This window comes from Moorena sp. SIO3I8 (genome assembly GCF_010692325.1).
Lineage (GTDB): Bacteria > Cyanobacteriota > Cyanobacteriia > Cyanobacteriales > Coleofasciculaceae > Moorena.
The window spans coordinates 44729-64571 of the sequence record NZ_JAAHHW010000030.1 but is presented as its reverse complement, the minus strand read 5'-3'; the positions used below and the strand labels follow the sequence as shown (position 1 = coordinate 64571).

Annotated in this window: 22 protein-coding genes; 9 read left to right on the top strand and 13 right to left on the bottom strand. The window is 44.2% G+C overall.

The window, feature by feature from the left end:
• The first annotated feature begins 180 nt into the window (after positions 1-180).
• Complete coding sequence (locus F6K51_RS14470) at positions 181-1257, top strand: ABC transporter ATP-binding protein (RefSeq protein ID WP_293021267.1); 1077 nt, start codon at positions 181-183, stop codon at positions 1255-1257.
• Here F6K51_RS14470 and F6K51_RS14465 read toward each other — a convergent pair.
• From F6K51_RS14465 to F6K51_RS14445, 5 genes are all read right to left on the bottom strand, one after another.
• Positions 1237-1365, bottom strand: coding sequence for a hypothetical protein (locus F6K51_RS14465; RefSeq protein WP_293021265.1), 129 nt, complete (start codon positions 1363-1365; stop codon positions 1237-1239). The two genes, F6K51_RS14470 and F6K51_RS14465, sit on opposite strands and share 21 nt — an antisense overlap.
• A gap of 103 nt (positions 1366-1468) precedes the next feature.
• Positions 1469-2326 carry a DUF4231 domain-containing protein gene (locus F6K51_RS14460; protein ID WP_293021263.1) on the bottom strand — a complete coding sequence of 286 codons (858 nt, stop codon included), beginning with the start codon at positions 2324-2326 and terminating at the stop codon, positions 1469-1471.
• A gap of 377 nt (positions 2327-2703) precedes the next feature.
• Entirely contained in the window at positions 2704-3624 is a 921-nt protein-coding gene (locus F6K51_RS14455; protein WP_293021261.1) for an NAD(+) kinase, read from the bottom strand.
• A 463-nt stretch (positions 3625-4087) separates the two neighbouring features.
• A complete protein-coding gene (locus tag F6K51_RS14450; protein WP_293021259.1) occupies positions 4088-4549 on the bottom strand; it encodes a DM13 domain-containing protein in 462 nt (153 codons plus the stop codon).
• 163 nt (positions 4550-4712) lie between these two features.
• Entirely contained in the window at positions 4713-4892 is a 180-nt protein-coding gene (locus F6K51_RS14445; protein ID WP_293021257.1) for a hypothetical protein, read from the bottom strand.
• Positions 4893-5027: 135 nt separating this feature from the next.
• On the opposite strand from F6K51_RS14445, the gene coaE reads away from it, so the two are divergent.
• A complete protein-coding gene (coaE, locus tag F6K51_RS14440) occupies positions 5028-5732 on the top strand; it encodes a dephospho-CoA kinase (protein ID WP_293021256.1) in 705 nt (234 codons plus the stop codon).
• 199 nt (positions 5733-5931) lie between these two features.
• On the opposite strand, the gene sir is transcribed toward coaE, so the two are convergent.
• From sir to F6K51_RS14415, 5 genes are all read right to left on the bottom strand, one after another.
• On the bottom strand, positions 5932-7884 hold the full coding sequence (gene sir, locus F6K51_RS14435) for a sulfite reductase, ferredoxin dependent (protein WP_293021254.1): 1953 nt from the start codon (positions 7882-7884) through the stop codon (positions 5932-5934).
• Between the two features lie 366 nt (positions 7885-8250).
• Positions 8251-8799, bottom strand: coding sequence for an outer membrane beta-barrel protein (locus F6K51_RS14430; RefSeq protein ID WP_293021252.1), 549 nt, complete (start codon positions 8797-8799; stop codon positions 8251-8253).
• Between the two features lie 287 nt (positions 8800-9086).
• A complete protein-coding gene (locus tag F6K51_RS14425) occupies positions 9087-11531 on the bottom strand; it encodes a DHH family phosphoesterase (RefSeq protein ID WP_293021251.1) in 2445 nt (814 codons plus the stop codon).
• A 175-nt stretch (positions 11532-11706) separates the two neighbouring features.
• Positions 11707-12315 (bottom strand): hypothetical protein, encoded by a 609-nt coding sequence (locus F6K51_RS14420; RefSeq protein WP_293021249.1) that lies wholly within the window; start codon positions 12313-12315, stop codon positions 11707-11709.
• A gap of 217 nt (positions 12316-12532) precedes the next feature.
• Positions 12533-12691, bottom strand: coding sequence for a hypothetical protein (locus F6K51_RS14415; protein WP_293021248.1), 159 nt, complete (start codon positions 12689-12691; stop codon positions 12533-12535).
• 127 nt (positions 12692-12818) lie between these two features.
• On the opposite strand from F6K51_RS14415, the gene F6K51_RS14410 reads away from it, so the two are divergent.
• The 4 genes from F6K51_RS14410 (at position 12819) to F6K51_RS14395 (ending at position 15731) form a co-directional block, all read left to right on the top strand.
• A complete protein-coding gene (locus F6K51_RS14410; protein WP_293021247.1) occupies positions 12819-13340 on the top strand; it encodes a DUF29 family protein in 522 nt (173 codons plus the stop codon).
• A 28-nt stretch (positions 13341-13368) separates the two neighbouring features.
• Positions 13369-14118, top strand: a complete 750-nt coding sequence (locus tag F6K51_RS14405; protein WP_293021246.1) for a Uma2 family endonuclease — start codon at positions 13369-13371, stop codon at positions 14116-14118.
• A 134-nt stretch (positions 14119-14252) separates the two neighbouring features.
• Complete coding sequence (locus F6K51_RS14400) at positions 14253-15023, top strand: Uma2 family endonuclease (RefSeq protein ID WP_293021245.1); 771 nt, start codon at positions 14253-14255, stop codon at positions 15021-15023.
• Between the two features lie 51 nt (positions 15024-15074).
• Positions 15075-15731 (top strand): Uma2 family endonuclease, encoded by a 657-nt coding sequence (locus tag F6K51_RS14395; protein ID WP_293021244.1) that lies wholly within the window; start codon positions 15075-15077, stop codon positions 15729-15731.
• Positions 15732-16064: 333 nt separating this feature from the next.
• On the opposite strand, the gene F6K51_RS14390 is transcribed toward F6K51_RS14395, so the two are convergent.
• Positions 16065-16229, bottom strand: coding sequence for a hypothetical protein (locus F6K51_RS14390; RefSeq protein ID WP_083305265.1), 165 nt, complete (start codon positions 16227-16229; stop codon positions 16065-16067).
• 117 nt (positions 16230-16346) lie between these two features.
• Between F6K51_RS14390 and F6K51_RS14385 the strand changes: the two genes are divergently transcribed.
• Positions 16347-17339, top strand: coding sequence for a hypothetical protein (locus tag F6K51_RS14385; protein ID WP_293021243.1), 993 nt, complete (start codon positions 16347-16349; stop codon positions 17337-17339).
• A gap of 443 nt (positions 17340-17782) precedes the next feature.
• Positions 17783-17998 (top strand): hypothetical protein, encoded by a 216-nt coding sequence (locus F6K51_RS14380; RefSeq protein ID WP_293021242.1) that lies wholly within the window; start codon positions 17783-17785, stop codon positions 17996-17998.
• A gap of 20 nt (positions 17999-18018) precedes the next feature.
• Here F6K51_RS14380 and F6K51_RS14375 read toward each other — a convergent pair whose 3' ends face one another.
• Positions 18019-18144 (bottom strand): hypothetical protein, encoded by a 126-nt coding sequence (locus F6K51_RS14375; protein ID WP_293021241.1) that lies wholly within the window; start codon positions 18142-18144, stop codon positions 18019-18021.
• A gap of 37 nt (positions 18145-18181) precedes the next feature.
• On the opposite strand from F6K51_RS14375, the gene F6K51_RS14370 reads away from it, so the two are divergent.
• Positions 18182-19027 (top strand): lysophospholipid acyltransferase family protein, encoded by an 846-nt coding sequence (locus F6K51_RS14370; RefSeq protein ID WP_293021240.1) that lies wholly within the window; start codon positions 18182-18184, stop codon positions 19025-19027.
• A 167-nt stretch (positions 19028-19194) separates the two neighbouring features.
• Here the strand turns inward: F6K51_RS14370 and F6K51_RS14365 are convergent, their stop codons facing one another.
• Complete coding sequence (locus F6K51_RS14365) at positions 19195-19722, bottom strand: hypothetical protein (RefSeq protein ID WP_293021239.1); 528 nt, start codon at positions 19720-19722, stop codon at positions 19195-19197.
• Between the last annotated feature and the right edge of the window lie 121 nt (positions 19723-19843).

The window sequence follows — 19843 nt, the reverse complement described above, 5'->3', positions numbered from 1 at the left end:
AGCATTCAGCCCTCAGCGGTCAGCCGTCAGCTTTCCATAACTCAGATTAAACTACTGATCCTGCAGGTCTACTCAACCTTCAACCTTCAACCTTCAACCAACAAACCTTCAACCTCCCAACCTTCAACCTCCCAACCTGCCAACCTGCCAACCTTAAAAGAATACCTTTAAGATCCATTCATGACAAAACCAGCAATTCTACATTTAGAAGGGATTACTAAACACTTTGAGCAAACCACTGAGCCAGCAGTGGGGAATGTGTCGTTTACCCTCCATGAAGGGGATTTACTGGGATTAGTGGGGCCATCTGGCTGTGGCAAAACGACTTTACTGCGGATTGTAGCTGGGTTTGAGCGACCCCAAGCCGGACTAGTGGTATTGGCAGGACGGAAAGTGACTGGGCCAGGGTATTGGTTACCACCAGAACAGCGCAATACTGGTATGGTCTTTCAAGACTATGCTCTATTTCCTCATCTGACCGTAGCAGAGAATGTGGCGTTTGGGCTTAAGCAGAATCGGAAACAGAAGAGTGGTGTCTCGGTCAAGAATAATACGGAAGATGCGATCGCATTAGTCGGATTAGCTGGCATGGGCAAACGTTATCCCCACGAACTCTCTGGTGGTCAGCAGCAGCGAGTAGCCCTAGCCCGTGCCTTAGCCCCCAGACCTAAATTAATTCTATTGGATGAACCCCTCAGCAATCTCGATGTCCAAGTGCGTCTGCGGTTGCGTCAGGAAGTGCGAGCTATTCTCAAAGAAACCGGAACCTCTGCTATTTTTGTCACCCATGACCAAGAAGAAGCCTTATCGATATCCGACCAAGTGGGAGTCATGCGTTCTGGTCGATTAGAGCAATTGGGGACACCAGAAGAAATCTATACCAATCCCAGCTCTCGCTTTGTAGCAGAATTCGTCACCCAAGCCAACTTTTTACCAGCCCAACGCAGAGGAGACCTATGGGAAACAGAAGTAGGCTCCTTTGCCATCAGAGTCAATGATGCCATACTTAATACTAAACTCGATCAGCTGGAGGAAGGGGAGCTAATGCTTCGGGAAGAAAATGTTCTTCTCAAGCCTGATGATGACTCCACCGTAGTGATTCAAGACCGACATTTCCTAGGTCGTGAATACCGCTACTGTTTACAAACCGCTTCCGGCAAAAAACTCCACGCTCGCACCAACCTAAGCACTCAACTACCCGTAGGAAAGCGGGTGCGACTGTCTGTAGCTGACCCATCAGTACCGATTTTTGCCTGAGGGAAAAGGGAAAAGGGAAAAGGGAATAGGGAGTAGGGAGTAGGGAGTAGGGAGCAGGGAGCAGGGAGCAGGGAGCAGGGGTAAGAGTGCATAAAATTGTCCTGTCAACCTATCAACCTTCAACCTGTCAACCTTAAACCTGTCAACCTTAAACCTTCAACCTTAAACCTTCAACCTTAAACAACCTTCAACCTTCAACAGATTGAGTTAATCATGTATTCTGCTCCACTGATTCATTTCTATTAGACCCTGCCTCATTTTCATTAGAGGATTGGACTTGCTTGAGATGAATCTTATTCACCTGAACAATATAATGTTCTATGGCCTTTTGTGATTGTTGTTGACGTCGCGCGCCATCGGATGAATCAGAAAAGCGATAAGGTTGAGTGACTCCCAAGACAAATTTTTCCTGTTCCGCTTCTAACAATTCAACAGTAGTGTTGGCAGCAATCCAATTTTCTTGAAACGGAAAGGAAGTAGAGACACTAGCAACAATAGAAGCAATCGCTGGAAATATTACCGGGAGCCACTTTAGTAATGAAGAACCAGTTTCTAATTTGTCTAGCAAGACTAAAATTGGTGTTATTCCCGATAAAATAATGGTTAACATTTGGGCAACATAGTAAGCATTTCGGGAGGTCCTGCGGGTCTTTTTATAATCGTCAATCAACTCCTGGCTATAGGTTAATGCTTTTTCTATCGCTAGAGTTATGGGATTATTCTCTGTGGAATTATTACCGCACCACAGCCCACTACACAGTTTAGATTTTTTGATCAGTTGCGACTGATGAGTAGCTTCTTTATAGTCTTGCCACAATTGTTGATTAATTAGGAAAAGAAATATAAAAACCGCAAAACAAGCAGCGCTAACGATTTCCAAAATTTGACGGTGTGAGATAAAAATAGAGGCAATTCCGACCCCAACCCCAGCAGCCAGGAATAAAGAATAACCGATAGTTATTAAAACTGAAGGTTTTGAAATTGATGAAGAAGAGATTTTATCTATTGTCTTAGGAATTTTATTATCTGGAATTGCTTCAATTTGAGGAGCTGCTTCAAAATTAGTCATTTTTTTTATATAATTATTAATAAAGTTAATCTAGTCAATTCTAGCAAGTGGGCATTGCTGATTGGTAGAATACTCAGAAATCCCACCGTTTAACCTCCTTTATGATTTTTTCTTGATGCAGTCGCTCATGGGGGAAACCCCCAAGACCGCGCTGCATCGCTTTTGGAATTTTGCTGTTTGACCCAGTGGTGCCTTACGGGGCGGGCTTTACCAACCCTGGCTACGAGGTTGAAAATGACGGGGAGCGCCCCTGAAGCACCACTAGCAACTTCCTACCCTACTTTATCTGCCCCCAATCTCCCCATCTCCCCATTTCCCAATCTCCCCATCTCCCCATCTCCCCATCTCCCCATCTCCCCATTAACTAACCAGTTGACTCAATTGCGGTGGTTGTTACTGTAGGTGACTCTAGTACCAGCCCACTGAAGCTTATTCCTTAAGGTCTGGTAATAGGAATACTGTTCCCTTAGGATAATGAACTTAGCCTGACAATCTGCTCTACGCACGTCCACCCGTTGTCCAGGCCAAATAGAGGTTGCCAGCACACCATCCATCCAGAGTTTAGTGTTTAGCTCATAATCCCCCAAGGGCCAGATACTGACAACAGAACCAGAGGGGAGCACGAAAGGACGACTGGAAAGGCTCATCGGACAAATCGGTGCGACTGCGATCGCTTCAATCGAGTCGTGCAAAATTGGACCATTAGCAGAAACAGTATAGCCAGTGGAACCAGTGGGAGTCCCAACAATTAGTCCATCCCCTTGGTATTGATCCACTACTTCTCCATCAATTTCCATTTCCAAAATTGAGGTAATCATCCGATCGGCAGAGGCAGGTTTAATACACATTTCATTGAGTGCCAAAAAGCGATCGCTAACGGGTGTAATGTCAGTGCGGTTTCCCCCAAACACAGCTCCCTGTAACATCATCCGCCGCTGAACTGCATAGCGGTCTTCTAATAGTCGGTCCCAAACTTGCTCAGTGTCTTTAAATTCTTCGATGGGTTGGGTCAGAAATCCCAGATGACCTCCAACATTTACTGCCAAAATTGGTATTCCTTCCGGAGCCAGATGTCTTGCCGCTGCCAATACTGTCCCATCCCCCCCGAGAACCACTGCCAAATCAATGGCTTCGGTGGCAGAAGCTAAAAAGACTGGGTAGGGATTATCTTTCGCGCCACTTGGTCCGATCAGAACCCTGCACTGGCGTGCTTCCAACTCCCGAGCGCATTTTTCTGCGCAACGTTTTCCTTGGGAGTCTCCAGCTTTGTGAATAATAATGACTTGCTTTAGCTGCACGTTACTGTTCTGGCTTACCCCTAGTGTTCACTGTTATTCTAGAGCGTTCGATTAAGCGTTACCCGATCTTTGCGGGGAAATTGGGGAAATAATTTAATTGTCAAATAAATTGAATTGGCAAAAAGGCCTTTTCTTGATCAAGAAGACTACCAACTTGGGCTAACTATAACTAGAGACTGGGTCAAAGAGACTTAGTCAATAGCAGATTAACCCATGACAAACAGGGAACAGGGAACAGGGAGCAGGGAGCAGGGAGCAGGGAGCAGGAATCTTCGGAAAAATCCTGTGTACCTCATTAGGCTATAAACCGCTAGATGGGAGGCGTGACAGGTGTGGTAAGTGTGGGAAGATGGGGCGATGGAGCGATGGGGCGATGAGTAACTAGCTCCTTTTGACTGCCCTGCATCCCTACTCCCTACTCCCTATTCCCTACTCCCATTAACCCAGCAGGAAAGTACCTCTTTTACAGGGCAGCGTAACCAAAGGTGATGTCAAACCGACGACACCAAACTGCTACAGAGCCAAATTCGTTAAGATTCAAGTCGTCAGGAATAGCATAGCGTTGAGCACCACTGAATTGCTTGATTCGGGCGAGGGTTACATAGTCTTGTCCCCGAATTTTACGAGGTACACTGCTGTTCGGATACAGGAGTACATTCACATCGGGCCCACTACCCGTTTTAAAGGATTGATCGAATTCTAGATAGCGTTTACCATTTTCATTGACAATCTTTACATTTCCTTGAGTGCGATGCCCTCGATCAACGGTGATAAAGCTTCCTGTGGCGATAGTAGAGGCTATTCGTTGACTGACCAGAGCATTGTTTAAAGAGTTGTGTTTAACAACAGTTCTTTCTGCTTGCACAGCCGGAGTTGCTGCTGCCATTAACAATACGGATAAACCACCAACAATTAGACGTTTCATAACACTTCCTCCTAGTAATCAAAAATGAATTGAATCATTGCTTTAGTTGCTTAATTATTAGAATGAACTACCATTCTGAAATCACCCTAACGAATAAATGAAAGTTAGATGAGATTTAGAAAAGAAAACTGAAGCACTCAAAACTGACCAACTCAGCCTTAAGCTACTGTAGGGTGGATGAAGGGAAAGAAATGGCGTTGCTGAATCTTTGAATGAACAGGAGTAGAGCGGGCAGGATGCCCGCGCGAAAATAAGCATGAAACTGGCAAGATGCCAGTTCCACACAAGATGCCCATTCTACAGGTGCGACCCAAGGGCGATTTACTCGCCACGAGGCGCGCACCTACTCTTAAAATTATTCCATGATTAAGGAACGCCAAAGGAATTGCCCCGTAACCCATCACCTGGTAGCAGTGATTTATGACCAACAGGTGCGATCGCATCCTTGATCTCATAACCGATTTTATACTGAACGCCCATGAATCAAAAACGCATCATTGGTCTAACCGGTGGTATAGCCACGGGAAAAACCACCGTATCGAATTACCTGGCTGATACCTACAGGTTACCGATTTTAGATGCAGATATCTATGCCAGAGAAGCTGTACAACCAGATTCACCAATCCTGAAACAGATTTATCAGCGCTACGGTTTACAAGTGCAGCACAGTGACGGTACCCTGAACCGTAAACCCTTGGGAGAGATAATTTTTAGTAACCCAGCTGAGCGACAGTGGTTAGAGCAACAAATCCATCCTTATGTACGCGATCGCTTTCAATCTGAACTCGATACCTTTCTTGATGCAGTCGCTCATGGGGAGGGGCTGTGTGCGGAACCTGCGTCCGCACCTTGTAAGCCCCGTGGAAACCCCCAAGACCGCGCTGCATCGCTAGTTGCTCCTACAGTTATCTTAGTCATCCCGTTACTATTTGAAGCTAAGATGACCGATTTAGTGACAGAAATCTGGGTAGTCAGCTGCTCACCAGAACAACAGCTCAGACGGATCCAGAAACGCGATCGCATCTCTAAAGAACAAGCTCAAGCCCGGGTCAACAGCCAACTCCCCCTCCAGCAGAAAATAGCACTTGCTGATCTAGTTTTAGATAACTCCTCTACCCAAGAAGCTCTAATCCAACAAGTATCTACTGCCCTTGCTACCAATGGATATCATCCATATTTTTGAATTAAGAATGTAGAATTAAGAATTAAGAATTAAGAATTAAGAATTAAGAATTAAGAATTAAGAATTAAGAATTAAGAATTCTGCCTTCTACATTCTGCCTTCTGCCTTCTACATTCTGCCTTCTACATTCTTCATTCTACATTCTAAATTCTGCATTCTAAATTCTGCATTCTTCATTCTGCAAACCTGCCCGCGCTAGTTATGCCAAATAAGCTTTCAGAGCTTCTGCTGCCAACTCTGTCATACTTTTCCCTTGGTTAGCAGCAGCTTCCTTAAGACGAGCATGGACTTCTTCCGGAATGCTAATTCGACGGCGATTTTTAGCAGTAGAAGATTTCTTAGCTGAGGATTTCTTACTTGCTAGCTTGGCATCTGGATTAACTATACCGCTACCTAGCTCATAGTTAGCAGAAAATTCCCTAAGGGCATCAAAGCCAATGCGATCGCAAAAATCCCCAAAACTCTCCTGAGGTTTGCGCTCTTCCCGAAACTGCACAAAAATTGGTTCAAAGAAAGATTCCAGCTCACTTTCTGGCATTTTCTGCACATAGGCTCGTGATAACCGAGTTTGATCTGGTGAAGCTCCCAGCCACACTTGATAAGCCTTTGGTGCGCTACCGACAAATCCCAACTCTGCCATATACGGTCTAGCACAGCCATTGGGACAACCGGTCATTCGGATCACAAAATATTCCTTCTCTAACCCCAATTTGTTCAGCAGTAACCGAATCCGATCAACCATGCCAGGGAGCGCCCGTTCTGATTCTGTAACCGCTAAACCACAGGTAGGTAAAGCTGGACAAGCCATGGAGTAGCGCACTAACGGTTCAATTCCTTCTGGAGTAACTTGAATACCGTGCTGTTCTAGAATCTGATTCAGGGCTTGCTGGTGGGTCGGGTCAATCTCATAGAGAATAATATTGTGGTTAGCAGTAAGCCGCATCGGTAGGGCAAATTTCTCAGTAATTTCCCGCAGAGCTGTTTTGAGTCGGAAATTCCCTTCATCTTTGACCCGACCATTCTCAATCGATATCCCCAGGAATAGCTTTCCGTCTCCTTGTTCGTTCCAACCCAAATAATCTTCGTACTTAAATGGGGGTAAGGGCTTAAACGGTGCCAGGGTTTTACCGAAGTAGCTTTCTACTTTTTCCCGGAACTTCTCGACACCCCAATCATTGATTAGGTACTTCATTCTGGCATGACGGCGGTTTACGCGATCGCCATAATCCCGCTGGGTTGCCACAATTGCCTTAACCAAGTCATATATATCCTCTTTCTCCACATAGCAGATGTGGTCAGCTAGACGAGCAAAGGTCTCTTCCTTATTGTGGGTGCGACCCATACCCCCACCAGCCAGAACATTAAATCCCTCCAGTTCTCCCTGGTCGTTGGTAATTACCACCAACCCCACATCTTGGGTATAGATATCAATCGAGTTATCCCCGGGAACCGTTACGGAACACTTAAACTTCCGGGGCATATAGTGTTCCCCGTAAATTGGTTCCTCTTTGTCCTGGAAAATAGTACCATTACCATTGCGCTGCCGTGCTGCTTTCACCTCCGGAGCTTCCTCAGCACTAATTACCTTTTCCCCATCCAGCCAAATCTCGTAATAGGCACCAGTTTGAGGGGTAAGTAAGTCAGCAATCCGATCAGCATACTCCCAAGCATACTGATACTCTGGTCGATTTTTATATGGTGCTGGTGCAGCCATAACATTGCGGTTGAGGTCTCCACAAGCACCCAACGTTGACCCCATATTGCGGATAATTGCTGCAATTGTCGCTTTCAAATTCTTCTTGAGAATGCCATGAATCTGAAAACCCTGACGGGTCGTTACTCGTAGGGTATGGTTACCATACTCTTCTGACAACTGCTCTAGAGTCAGATAAAGCTCTGGTGGAATAAATCCTCCAGGATTGCGAGTGCGCAGCATCATCTGATAGTCTTTTTCCTGACCCTTGACCCGGTTATCTCGGTTGTCTTGCTGGTAAGACCCGTGAAACTTAAGAATTTGAATAGCGTCTTCTGTAAAATGAGTGGTATCCTGTAGCAATTCAGTTGCCACCGGCTCACGCAAGAAGTTACTGCGTTCTTTAATTCCTTCAATCTTAGAGGGTTTGCGGGCTTTAGGAGTCTGAGATACAACCATGGGTTCAACGGAGCAAAAAAGATGAATAAGTATAATTCCCGATAAATCGGTCGGGATTACGGTTAATGATTAGATCCTAATACTACCGTTACCGTTGCCCATTGGATCCATAACTTTAGAAATCCTAAAATTTATCCAAATTCATTCATTGTCGTTCAATGAGATACCGGCAAAGAGGAAAGGAAAGAGTTGAAGGAAGGTTGAAGCGAGTAGATTGGCCAAAGCGAGTAGATGCACAAGAGGATTGTTGTCACCTCAGTTGAAGTATTTGACAGTTAATACTTCATCCTTTATACTTCATCCTTCATGCTTCATCCTTCATGCTTCATCCTTCATCCTTTCCCTTTGACAATGGACATACTAAGTTTAGAAACGGTAGCCTGCACCCAATTGAACACTGACAGACTCACCTGAACTATTTTCGTAAGCGTTAAGACCTACCTTAGTATTGCCGTAAACCAAAACATCCTTAGCAATTTGGCTTTCAGCACCCACGCCAAGCACCCAAGCATCTTGATTACCGATGGGTGTATTGTCTCCGTCATCTTCCACAAAAGAGTAACCAACACTAGCAAAAACATTAGTATTTTTAGCTACGCCTAGGTCAAAGGAAACACTAGGAATAATCGCCGTATTGTCATCATTGAAAAGAATATCACCTCTTAGAGAAACTGGAAGCTTTGAAGTTGTTAGACGAGTGGTAATATTACCACCAACATTTTGGTCATTCCCTTGTCCATCACTAGTTACACCGGCGGCCAGACCAACCCCAATGTAGCTAGCATCTGTACCTTTGACGCTGAGATCATCTGCTCCGGGATTAGCGGAAGCCATACTATTTCCTAGTAAAACGGGAGCAATTGTTGTAGCAGCCAAAGTAGAAATGGTGAAAATAGATTTCAGTAAACCTTGCATTGTTTATTTCCTCAAACTAGTTAATTTTTTGTTCCTTTCTCTACAAGTCGTTGGGAATAAACAAAAGGTTCCTCAGGTTATAAAAAAAAATCTAAATACTTGAAAAGCTTGAGATGACTTGAATCTGGCGAATCCGGATATAACTAGAAAAAAATTTGCTTAGTTTTAGACGCCCTAATTAGTTGATACTCTTTAAAAGAGAGTCGGTTTTATCAATTAATTTAATGTCTGTGTTTTGTTAGTGGACTGTTTACTAGGTGTCACAGATTAGACAACTGCGGCGAAGTCTAATCTTGTTTGATACCAACCATGCCATATCCAGCAATGTTATATGCAGCAATGGTAGACAGAGGCACCTGGTAAAAATACTGACGTCGGAACTGTTCCTCCTCAATGGCAGCAAAAAATATTGCGTTCGCGCAGCGTGCGCGTAGCGCAATCGCATCATTTTCAGCAACATTCGTCCCATGGGAAGACCACTCTTTTGGATGCCAGCTTATTTGTACCCCGCAGTCCTGGTGGGAAACTTCAAAACCAATCGCTGATAGGGCATTCAGTCCTAACTCAACAGTGCGATCGCTTAAATCTAACTTCTCCTGCAATTGCACCAAAGTAGCCCATTGACCCGTGCGACTGAGGAACTTAGCAATTCCTAGCAACTTTTTCCAGGTGTCTTGGGCAGATAGTTGTTTAGGCCGTGGATATGCGATCGCTAATTGTCGTTCTGCCTGTATCGCTCTCCTACACCATACTTGTAACTCATCCCAACTCGTCGGACACTCATAAACCATTAGAGGAGTTAAACCTTCACCCTGTAACTCTTGTCCCCGACAATCTAAAATCCAATCGAGCTGATTAGAGACCTGTAAACAAGACTGCAAATAATTTTCCTGGCAAGGTTGCACCGCAACGAGGCGCACTTCTGGACGTTTTTCGTAATTATTATAGTCTAATTCCACAACAGCATTACATCTAACTTTAGGGACTTCATCCTGATAATGTCCCCACCAAATTCCAGGAAAACCCATACTCGTAGAGTCATCCCAAATTTCAAATTTAGTTTTAATATACTGTACTTTCCGTCCTCTAAAATCCTTAGAGTTACGATTCCAAACCTGCTCAAACCAACAGTTTTTAATCAGCAATTTTGGCACCGGATTACCCATCCCACAAGGTTCCAGGTGTTTCAACTCATCAAATAGTGCTTTGCCCAACTCAGCAACCTTAACCACCAAATCCGCTTCTATAGCTGGCATCATCAAAGCACCCGTAGTCCCTAGTTTTTGTGCCAACTGCTGGTTAATCGCTTCCCTAAATAAACGAATATTATCCACTGGCAAACTCAACCCAGCCGCAAAAGGATGACCTCCGAAGCGATGCAACAGATGAGCTTGGGAATTGACTAATTCATAAAGATCAATATTATTAACAGAACGAGCCGAACCCCGTGCTATACTATAGGAGTGTTTATCTTCTAAACCTGCTTCTCCCAGCTGGCTTTCTCTATCGCTACTTTCAGTACTTAACAAAACTGTACTTAACAAAATCGTCGGGCGTCCGTATTCCTGAGCAATTTGACCAGCCACTAAGCCTAAAACACCAACCGGCCATTGGGGATCCTCTAAGACAATCACATTAGTAGTAGACAGATCAAGTTGGGCAAGTTTATCCTTAACTTGCTTAGTAATATCTTTTTGTAAAGACATGCGGCGGGTATTAGCTAATTCCGTCTCTAAAGCCAGTTGCTCACAACGTTTCTCATCTTTACTAGTCAGTAACTCAACACAAAATGAAGCATCCCCTTGAATCCGACTTACAGCATTAATTCTCGGGCCAAGTCCGAAAGAAATATCCGTCGGGCGATCGCCACTGCGTTTACACAACTCTAACAATCGCGCTATACCAGGACGAGAGCGAGTTTTCAGTTGCTGCTTCAGTTGTTCAATTCCCCGTTGTGCCAGATAACGACAATCTCCAGATAATTCCACTAAATCCGCAATTAGACCAATTGCCACCAAATCCAGCAAGTTCTCTAATCGTTGTTGGGGAATATTAGGTGAACGCTGATACATTGCTTCCACTAACTTATACGCCACCGCCACTCCAGACAAATGAAATAAAGGATGACTTTCAGCAAGATAGCGGGAATTGATGATAGAAACCACTGGCGGACGGTCATCTGGTAGAGTATGGTGGTCAGTGATAATCACATCCATTCCCAACTGGTGAGCATAATCAATTTCACTCAGATTCGTGCTGCCAGTATCGCAGGTAACGATAAGTTTCACCCCAGCAGCATTCAGTTGGTCAATTCCTGGACAATTCAAACCATGGGATTCCGTCAGGCGATTGGGAATGTAGTAACTTAGGTGTTGGTGCTGGCAAAAAAACTGTCCCAGTCCTTCCCAGAGGACACTAGTAGCCGTGATTCCATCGGCATCAAAGTCCCCCCATATGGCAACCTTTTCCTCAGCCTCACGGGCTTGCAGTAGGCGTTTTACTGCCCATTCAATTTGTTCTCCAAAATCAAAAGGGCTGGTAGGTTGATACAAATCTGGGTTTAGGAAACCAGCCAGTTGTTTCTCCTCTCGTATTCCCCGTTGCCACAGCAGTTGAGCAGCATAATGTCCCGAATAGCCCTTAGTATGGGATTTGACAGCTTTGAGGAACCACTGAGGAAAGTCAGGTGGGGGTAGGACTTGCCATTGGGATTGAGAAATGGATTCGGACATGGATTCGGACATGAAGCTGATGTGCGATCGCTTATAGTTAGTCGAGTTAGTACAAACATACTAACTTAATCCGACCGACCCATAACCAACTTTATCCAGAACTATTGTCTTGATGCAGTGGCACTTTCTTGCCTCTTGCCTCTTGCCTCTTGCCTCTAGCCTTTTGCCTCTTGCCTCATAGATACTGCTTAAACGGATGTGCCAATATTCCCAGTATCCGATCAATTTCCTTAATATAATAGTCATCCAAATCAATAAACACCAATTGATTCACCAACTTGAGAAACTTCCAATTCGTCCCAGTAGTCACAGCTCCATAGATAGCATCAATATCGTGATCCTGTTGTTGATTAAATCTCTGAGCTGCTACCATTTCCGCAATGCACTGTCCTAATCCCCCCTTAATATTTTCATTTTTTGCCTCCACTAGAGTGACAACTGGTGTCCGAATTTCATAGATTTCCTTAGAAGCAGTAAGAATATAATCACAGTATCCATTTAATCCAGTTCCTCTATCGACATTAAACTCAGTTCCAGAAAAAAAACCGATTTGGAAATCAAGCAGACGGCGCACTTCCAGTAAAACCGGAGCAATAACTAACTCAGAACGAGCTTTTTCGGTATTGATAGCATTCGCGAGCGGCAGATTTTCCTTAAGGGTTGTTTTCAAGTGATCACTCGGCTCGATCGGGGCAATATCCTTAAATACAGTATTCCCCTCATCAAGAAGGAGGTTAAACGCCGTTTGGACTTTGTAGATAGTTGTAAAGTCACTATATGCCATGATCTTTATTTATCATGTCTCCTATAGCAATCCTAATATCAAGTCTGGTTGAATACCCATAATTAAGGAGAGGGTGGGGAGACTCACAGGGGTAGGTTTTTTACATTTGGGTAAAACATGGGACTTAACCTCAGCACAGGAAAAGGAAAACAACGAAGAAGCGATGCATCGCTAAGTGACAAAACTGATGGTTCGATAAATTTGCCGAAAATCCCGACTATTCGTCGAAAATTCTCCCCATCTCCCCATTCCCCTCCTGGGAGGGGAATGGGGTGGGTCCCCATCTCCCCCCATCTCCCCATCTCCCCACACCTCCCACAAATCCCACACTTTCCCTATCTTCCCGATAGTGCCATCGGTTACATCCGTTACCCATTTTTTGCCCTGAAAGCTATTTTCCTAGCACCGTGCTATTGACTTTATTCAGTTAATATGCATGCCAGATGACTTGTGCAGTTTCTTCGATAGGCTAAAGAGAACCATAAATCTGTGAGGACTGGGGTATGAGTCAGGAATTAATCGATCTCAGAATAAGTATCCTAGAGGGACGCTACGCAGATGCCTTAGCAATTGTAGATGAGTTGGAACAGATGACTAAACGCGCAACTGTGCATCAGATTGAATCCTATTTAAACAAGGCATTGATTAACTTGATTAAAAACCAAGTAGAGGAGCGTTTGACAAATTCTTGGGCAGCTTCAATTCGTGATTTCATTCGGGAAATCCAAAAACTGAATCTCAAAGATAACCAAAAATCTTATACTATCAATGCTGATCAATGGCAGTCATTGATTGACAATGAACTGGAGGCAGCAATTTCCACGGCGAGTGTGGAGGTTCTCAATGGTGCCTATACTCCAGCCCAACTTTCCAAACTATTAGATAGAGCTCAGCTCAGGCAAACAACTCAAGATTTGCTGGCCTTGACATACCTCTATTCAAAAAAGGATTTACCTTTATTTATTAATCAGTATTTAACTCAATTACCAGGAGGTTCCTATTGGAACCAAGATACACAACCATAAATCGAGTTATTCACAATCGACAATACCTATGACTTCTCTTCCTTATCCATCACAGCCACTAATTTCACCTCGGCAAACCTTGCCGACAATGTATGACTTACCCAGCGAAAATCCCAAAGAACCTGGTTTGCCTGACGAATTTCATTTTTTTCAACCCCTACTATTATTGTTAACCTTTGCCCCTGCCAACTCCAACCCAGAGTTAGTCTTTAGTGCTTGTGACCTCAATCTTTACTATGATCTCAACCATCCCGGTTGGTATAAGCGACCGGATTGGTTTGGTGTAGTAGGTGTGCCTCGGCTTTATGAAAGCAAAGACCTACGTTTAAGTTATGTCATCTGGCAAGAACAAGTCAGTCCATTTGTAGTGGTGGAGTTATTGTCTCCTGGCACCGAAGATGAAGATCATGGTCAAACCGTGAGCGCACCGGGAAAACCTCCGACTAAGTGGCAGGTTTATGAACAGATTCTGCGAGTACCTTACTATGTAATTTTTAGTCGCTATACCAATGAGTTACAAGGGTTTCATCTGGTTGGTGATCACTACAAACCCGCAGTGCTAAATCAGGACAGGTTACTGATGCCAGACTTGGGATTAAGTTTAGGGTTGTGGCATGGCAGTTTTCGCGATATCCCCCGATTATGGTTACGCTGGATGACCCTTGAGGGGAATTTGATTCCTCTAGCAAGCGAGGAGTTGGCACAAGCTCAGCAACGAGCAGAACGTTTGGCGGCGCGACTGCGTGAGTTAGGTATTAATCCAGACCAATTGGATTAAGTTGTTGTCTTAATGCAGTCGCGAATGGTTTCGGTTCTGTGTGAGGAACACCGCGATGTCTCCTTTCTCCTTTCTCCAAAGGAGACACTGCGCGAACACCAGACACATCGAGTTATTCACAATCGACAATACCTATGACTTCTCTTCCTTATCCATCACAGCCACTAATTTCACCTCGGCAAACCTTGCCGACAATGTATGACTTACCCAGCGAAAATCCCAAAGAACCTGGTTTGCCTGACGAATTTCATTTTTTTCAACCCCTACTATTATTGTTAACCTTTGCCCCTGCCAACTCCAACCCAGAGTTAGTCTTTAGTGCTTGTGACCTCAATCTTTACTATGATCTCAACCATCCCGGTTGGTATAAGCGACCGGATTGGTTTGGTGTAGTAGGTGTGCCTCGGCTTTATGAAAGCAAAGACCTACGTTTAAGTTATGTCATCTGGCAAGAACAAGTCAGTCCATTTGTAGTGGTGGAGTTATTGTCTCCTGGCACCGAAGATGAAGATCATGGTCAAACCGTGAGCGCACCGGGAAAACCTCCGACTAAGTGGCAGGTTTATGAACAGATTCTGCGAGTACCTTACTATGTAATTTTTAGTCGCTACACCAACGAGTTACAAGGGTTTCATCTAGTTGGTGATCACTACAAACCCGCAGTGCTAAATCAGGACAGGTTACTGATGCCGGAGTTGGGATTAAGTTTAGGGTTGTGGCGTGGCAGTTTTCGCGATATCCCCCGATTATGGTTACGCTGGATGACCCTTGAGGGGAATTTGATTCCTCTAGCAAGCGAGGAGTTAGCACAAGCTCAGCTCGAAGCTATAAAAGCTAAGCAACGAGCAGAACGTTTGGCGGCGCGACTGCGTGAGTTAGGTATTAATCCAGACCAATTGGATTAAGTCGCTGTTAAGGATTTGTGCGTTCGCGTTTTCACCACAATCACTGCATCAATGGCCAGTACTTTTAGTTCAGATGAGGATTCACCTGTTAAAACTACCCAGAGAATTGTCTTACAAAACGTCAGTTGGCAGACGTACAAGGCGCTATTGGCAGACTTAGGAGATCATCGAGCCTCGCGTCTTGCCTATGCTCAAGGAATGCTAGAAATCACGATGCCCTCAGATCGCCATGAGACATACAAGCAGCTGCTAGAACGGATGGTGAATACCTTAACCGAAGAACTGAATCTTCGGGTCAAAGGGTTTGCTTCTACAACCCTGAATCGGGAGGATTTAGAGCATGGTGCAGAACCTGACTCTTGCTACTACATCGGCAATGTTGACTATATTCAAGGCAGGACAGTAGATTTAGCCAATGATCCTCCACCAGACTTGGTGATTGAAGTCGATATTACCAGTTCATCCAGTCGGAGATTTGGGATTTACAAGCAGATAGGAGTACCTGAAGTTTGGCGTTATATAGGACAAACTGTAGAAATTTACCGGCTGCAAAATGGAGACTATGTTCGTTGTCAGGACAATTTCACCTTTGAGATTCTCTCTGTAGAAATTATCAATCAGTTTTTGCAGCAGGCAGAAACCCAGGATGACACTACCATGATTTTAGCTTGGCGTAAATGGGTGAGAGAAAATCTACCAGAGGATTAACGTTGCGGCTAAAGTATTTGGTTTTAAGGCGTTGCTGATTACTCTATTCAGCAATGCCTTAATGAGGATTATTAAGGTGTTGCAACCTAAACTTATCATCGAATTTATACAGACTGAGATTTCTAGCTTCGATTAGAGACTTGCGTTTACAAAAAATACCAATTCAAGTAGGGTGGGCAAAGTAATATAATCTAGAATACTCACAAAAAAAACTGTTTTTGGCCACCCTACAAGCTGAGATTTCTAGCTTCGATTACTTGAGCCATACTAGTTATTAAAATAAAGCGCGATTAGCGCGCTCTGGCTCATGGGGTAATCAACCGTTGGTGGAGATCAAGACTCTTTGTCCCATTCAACACCTTCTTTCTTGGCCTCGGTAACAGCACGTTCTAGAAGGTAAGCAGCAAGGTTCGATAGAGGGCGTCCATCGTAATCAGCCCATCGCTGTAAATCGTCTGCAATCCGGTCGGGTAAGGTTACTTGTATACGTTTGCTCATAATCTCTATTCTAAGTTCACCTGTTATTTGATGTAAAATTTTACCTTATTTGTACTTAAAACGTATCTTTTATATACATAATAGTATAATATTGATGTAATTACCAGCAAGTTTCCTATGGTAGAAACAGTTAGAGAAAAAAGCGATCAGCCTCCTAGCTATCAGCAAGCCTTAGATGAATTCGGCATCACACAACTGTTGTCCCATTTGAAAAGCTACGGGGATGCTGACTTCAATGCAGAGTCAATGGATATAGAAGAACCAGAACTAAAAACTCTAGCTACCGTCCTTATCCAGCACCTAACTCAGAATCTGACCGGAAAACTGATAGCCAGTTATTTAAATACGATCCGCCAGGGAGACTCAGATATACTGTTTGACCCCATTAAAACAGAAATCGCGCCCCCATCAATAGACCCCCCAGGTACTTGGAACCCTACAGCAACACCGCGTTATCAAACAGGATCACCGATTAGGTGGCGACCTCTAAACGGTCAAATGGACTGGGGTGTTGTGATCGGATTCTTCTACGCCTACGCCAGGCATCAAAGCCAATGGGCAATTTGCTACCTGATCTGGCTTGACAAAGACTCTCCTAGTGCAGCTTGGATCGTTGCTGACACAGCTTGGGAAGAAGACATTGAACCTCGGCATCCTAAGGGTAGGGTAACAACCAACTATAAAGATTCCTATTCTTGGACTTGCACTGAGGCTCTTGGCCCTAGAAATTATTTGAAATCCCCCAATGTGCTACGAACTCCTTCTGGGAGATACCGTTTCGATGATCAATATAGAACCCCTCCCCGGACTCTAACTCAACGAGAGCAAGATCTAATTGAACTCTACAGCAACTGTCAACTGGGTATGACTCCTAGACAATTCTATCATAAATGGGATGTGAATTACGAACAAATCGCTAGTATTTGCTCTCGCTCAACTGCCACCGTTCAGCGCTGGTTTTCCAGCGGTCACAACTATCGCCGTCCCCAGCCCATTGATTTGCGCCATCTTGCCCTGATGGATTTTCTCTTGGAGCATTTTGAGGAGATTCCCCAGGTAGTTAGGAATTTGCTATGTGCTTATGATCAACAGCAAATCGGGGATGGGTAATGGTTATATCAAGTCTGGTTGAATACCCATAATTAAGGGGAGATGGGGAGATGGGGAGATGGGGAGATGGGGAGATGGGGGGATTTTTATTAAGGGTAATTATCCTGACATGATATTAATGGCTAACAGATAACGGAAGCTTTTTTATTTAAATCGGCAATTTGGCAACACAGTGTTCTCTCGTAGCTGCTTTTATAGATAGGGTCGGAGGGTTGGACATCCCTACAAGCAGATCAACTGCAAGTAGACTTTTAAGGTGATCTAACCGTGCTCAGATCACCGTAGAAAATAGAGGCGCTAAAAGCACTGTCTTGAAGTGTTCAACTGCTTAAGGTTCTAACGGCTATAACTGTAGTTTTATAACTGTAGGTTTAGTCAAAGAGATTTAATCTATTTATCGATTTTATCAAAATAATCAATCAAACATGATGGAGCAGGGTGCTATGACCTACCGTGATCGACTAAGCCCATGGTGTATTATCAAGCCACTTCCTAAAATGCAGCGAATTATTGTCGCTCGCTTTCGTCGCCGAACTGACGCTGAGGCTCATCTACAAGTTCTGCGCAGACTGATGCCTGAGATGGAATATATACTTATTTTTGACCGAGACCCGGAGCAAGAGGAAATTAATACAGTAAGCGCTAGAGTAACAATATAACAAACAATACAGGTAAGCATTCAGCTATCAGCTATCAGCGTGTCGCGTATCAGCCATTCGCGTAGCGTGGTCTTTGGCCAAGGCTGACGGCTGACGGCTGAATGCTTACCAATACAGTCGCATCCCTGGTAAGAGCTTTTAGTCATCAACTTAACCTCTAGCTCAGGTTTTTTTGGAATAGGATTGAACTGTAGTTCACTCAATAGTATAGCCTTGACGCATCGGTTTGGTTGGTCTTTAGAAGAGCGAGATCCAGAAGTAATTGAATCCTATCTGCCCCAGTGGGAATGGTTTTATCGCTACTACTTTCGGGTGAAAACTGATGGCTGGCAGCACATTCCTGAGAGTAAGGTGCTGTTGGTTGGTTCCCACAATGGTGGATTAGCTTCCCCTGATATGGTGATGATGATGTATGACTGGTTTCGCCGCTTTGGCACCCAGCGTCCAGTTTATGGTCTGATGCATTCCAATGCCTGGCAAATTTATCCAGCCCTGGCGCAGCTAGCGGCAAAGATCGGGGCAATCATGGCTCATCCCCAAATGGCGATCGCTGCTTTTCGTAAGGGAGCTAGTGTCTTAGTCTATCCAGGGGGTGCCCAAGATGTATTCCGTCCCCATAGCCAGCGTCATCAAATTCAATTAGCTGGACGTAAGGGCTTTATTAAACTGGCACTACGAGAAAAGGTTCCGATTGTACCGATTATATCCAATGGTGCCCATGATACCTTGATTGTCTTAGGTGACTGCTATGAACAGGCACGACAACTACACGAGTTGGGGATACCCTGGTTATTTGGTCTTGACCCACAAGTTTTCCCAATTTATCTCGGTTTGCCTTGGGGATTGGCGATTGGTCCTCTACCCAATATACCCTTGCCCATACCCATCACAACTCGTGTTTGCCCTCCGATTGTTTTTGAGCGCTATGGTCGTGTTGCTGCTCGCGATCAAGATTATGTTGATGCTTGTTACGAGCAAGTTTCTACTCAAATGCAATCGGAGCTAAATCGTTTGGTTGCTGGGTTATGAGTAACTGTTCCAATTTTATGGTTTAATTAGCATAGCATTTAAATTTTAGAGATTGAATTTTTGATTTAATGCTCCCTACAGCAAGCCTTATACCTAATCCAACGTTGTTAATGGTCAAGTCAAACTTGAATTACCTAGCAACTAGTATTAGTCCTAGGGAGCATTAATCACTCGGTGACTCTTCCTTGGTAGTTATCCCGGCAAACCCTCAAAATTTCCTGGTCACTATCACTAATAGAACTAATGGGTTGATATTCTTCTAGTCCAACTTTGTAAGGATAAGTAATAGCGCTATAGCGATGGTCAAGACTTAGCCGTTCACCAACTACAGCAATAGGTGAGTGCTGTTGACGGGAAATGGTATGGGACAAAGCGGTTTGGTTGTAGGGATCAATAACCGTCAAATCCATTTGTTTTGAATCTAGGGTGCCGTAAAAACAGCTATATTCTGAGTGAGGCATATATACCGCACCAAGTACGTTGCCCTGATTCGCTTCAAATACTAGATATTCTTTACCAATCTGTCCTGGTTGTGAGGATTCACCATAGAGGTAAATGCCATCATCAGGCATTGATGCATTTCGACTCGTTGCTTGAGTGTAGGCTCTAGCTGTAGTATCAATGGCTTGATCTGGCGGTTGAGGTGCTGGTGTTGCTATAGTTGATGAGGTAGTTACCAATCCTATCGTTAGCAATAGCGTTGTTAGGGGTAGTTTTCTAAGATTTAGCAGTTGACGTGCTGACAAGAACGATCCAGTTAATTGGTTAAGCATCATACTTACCCCCTTTGAAAAAAAACTGTAAGACACCCTAAGC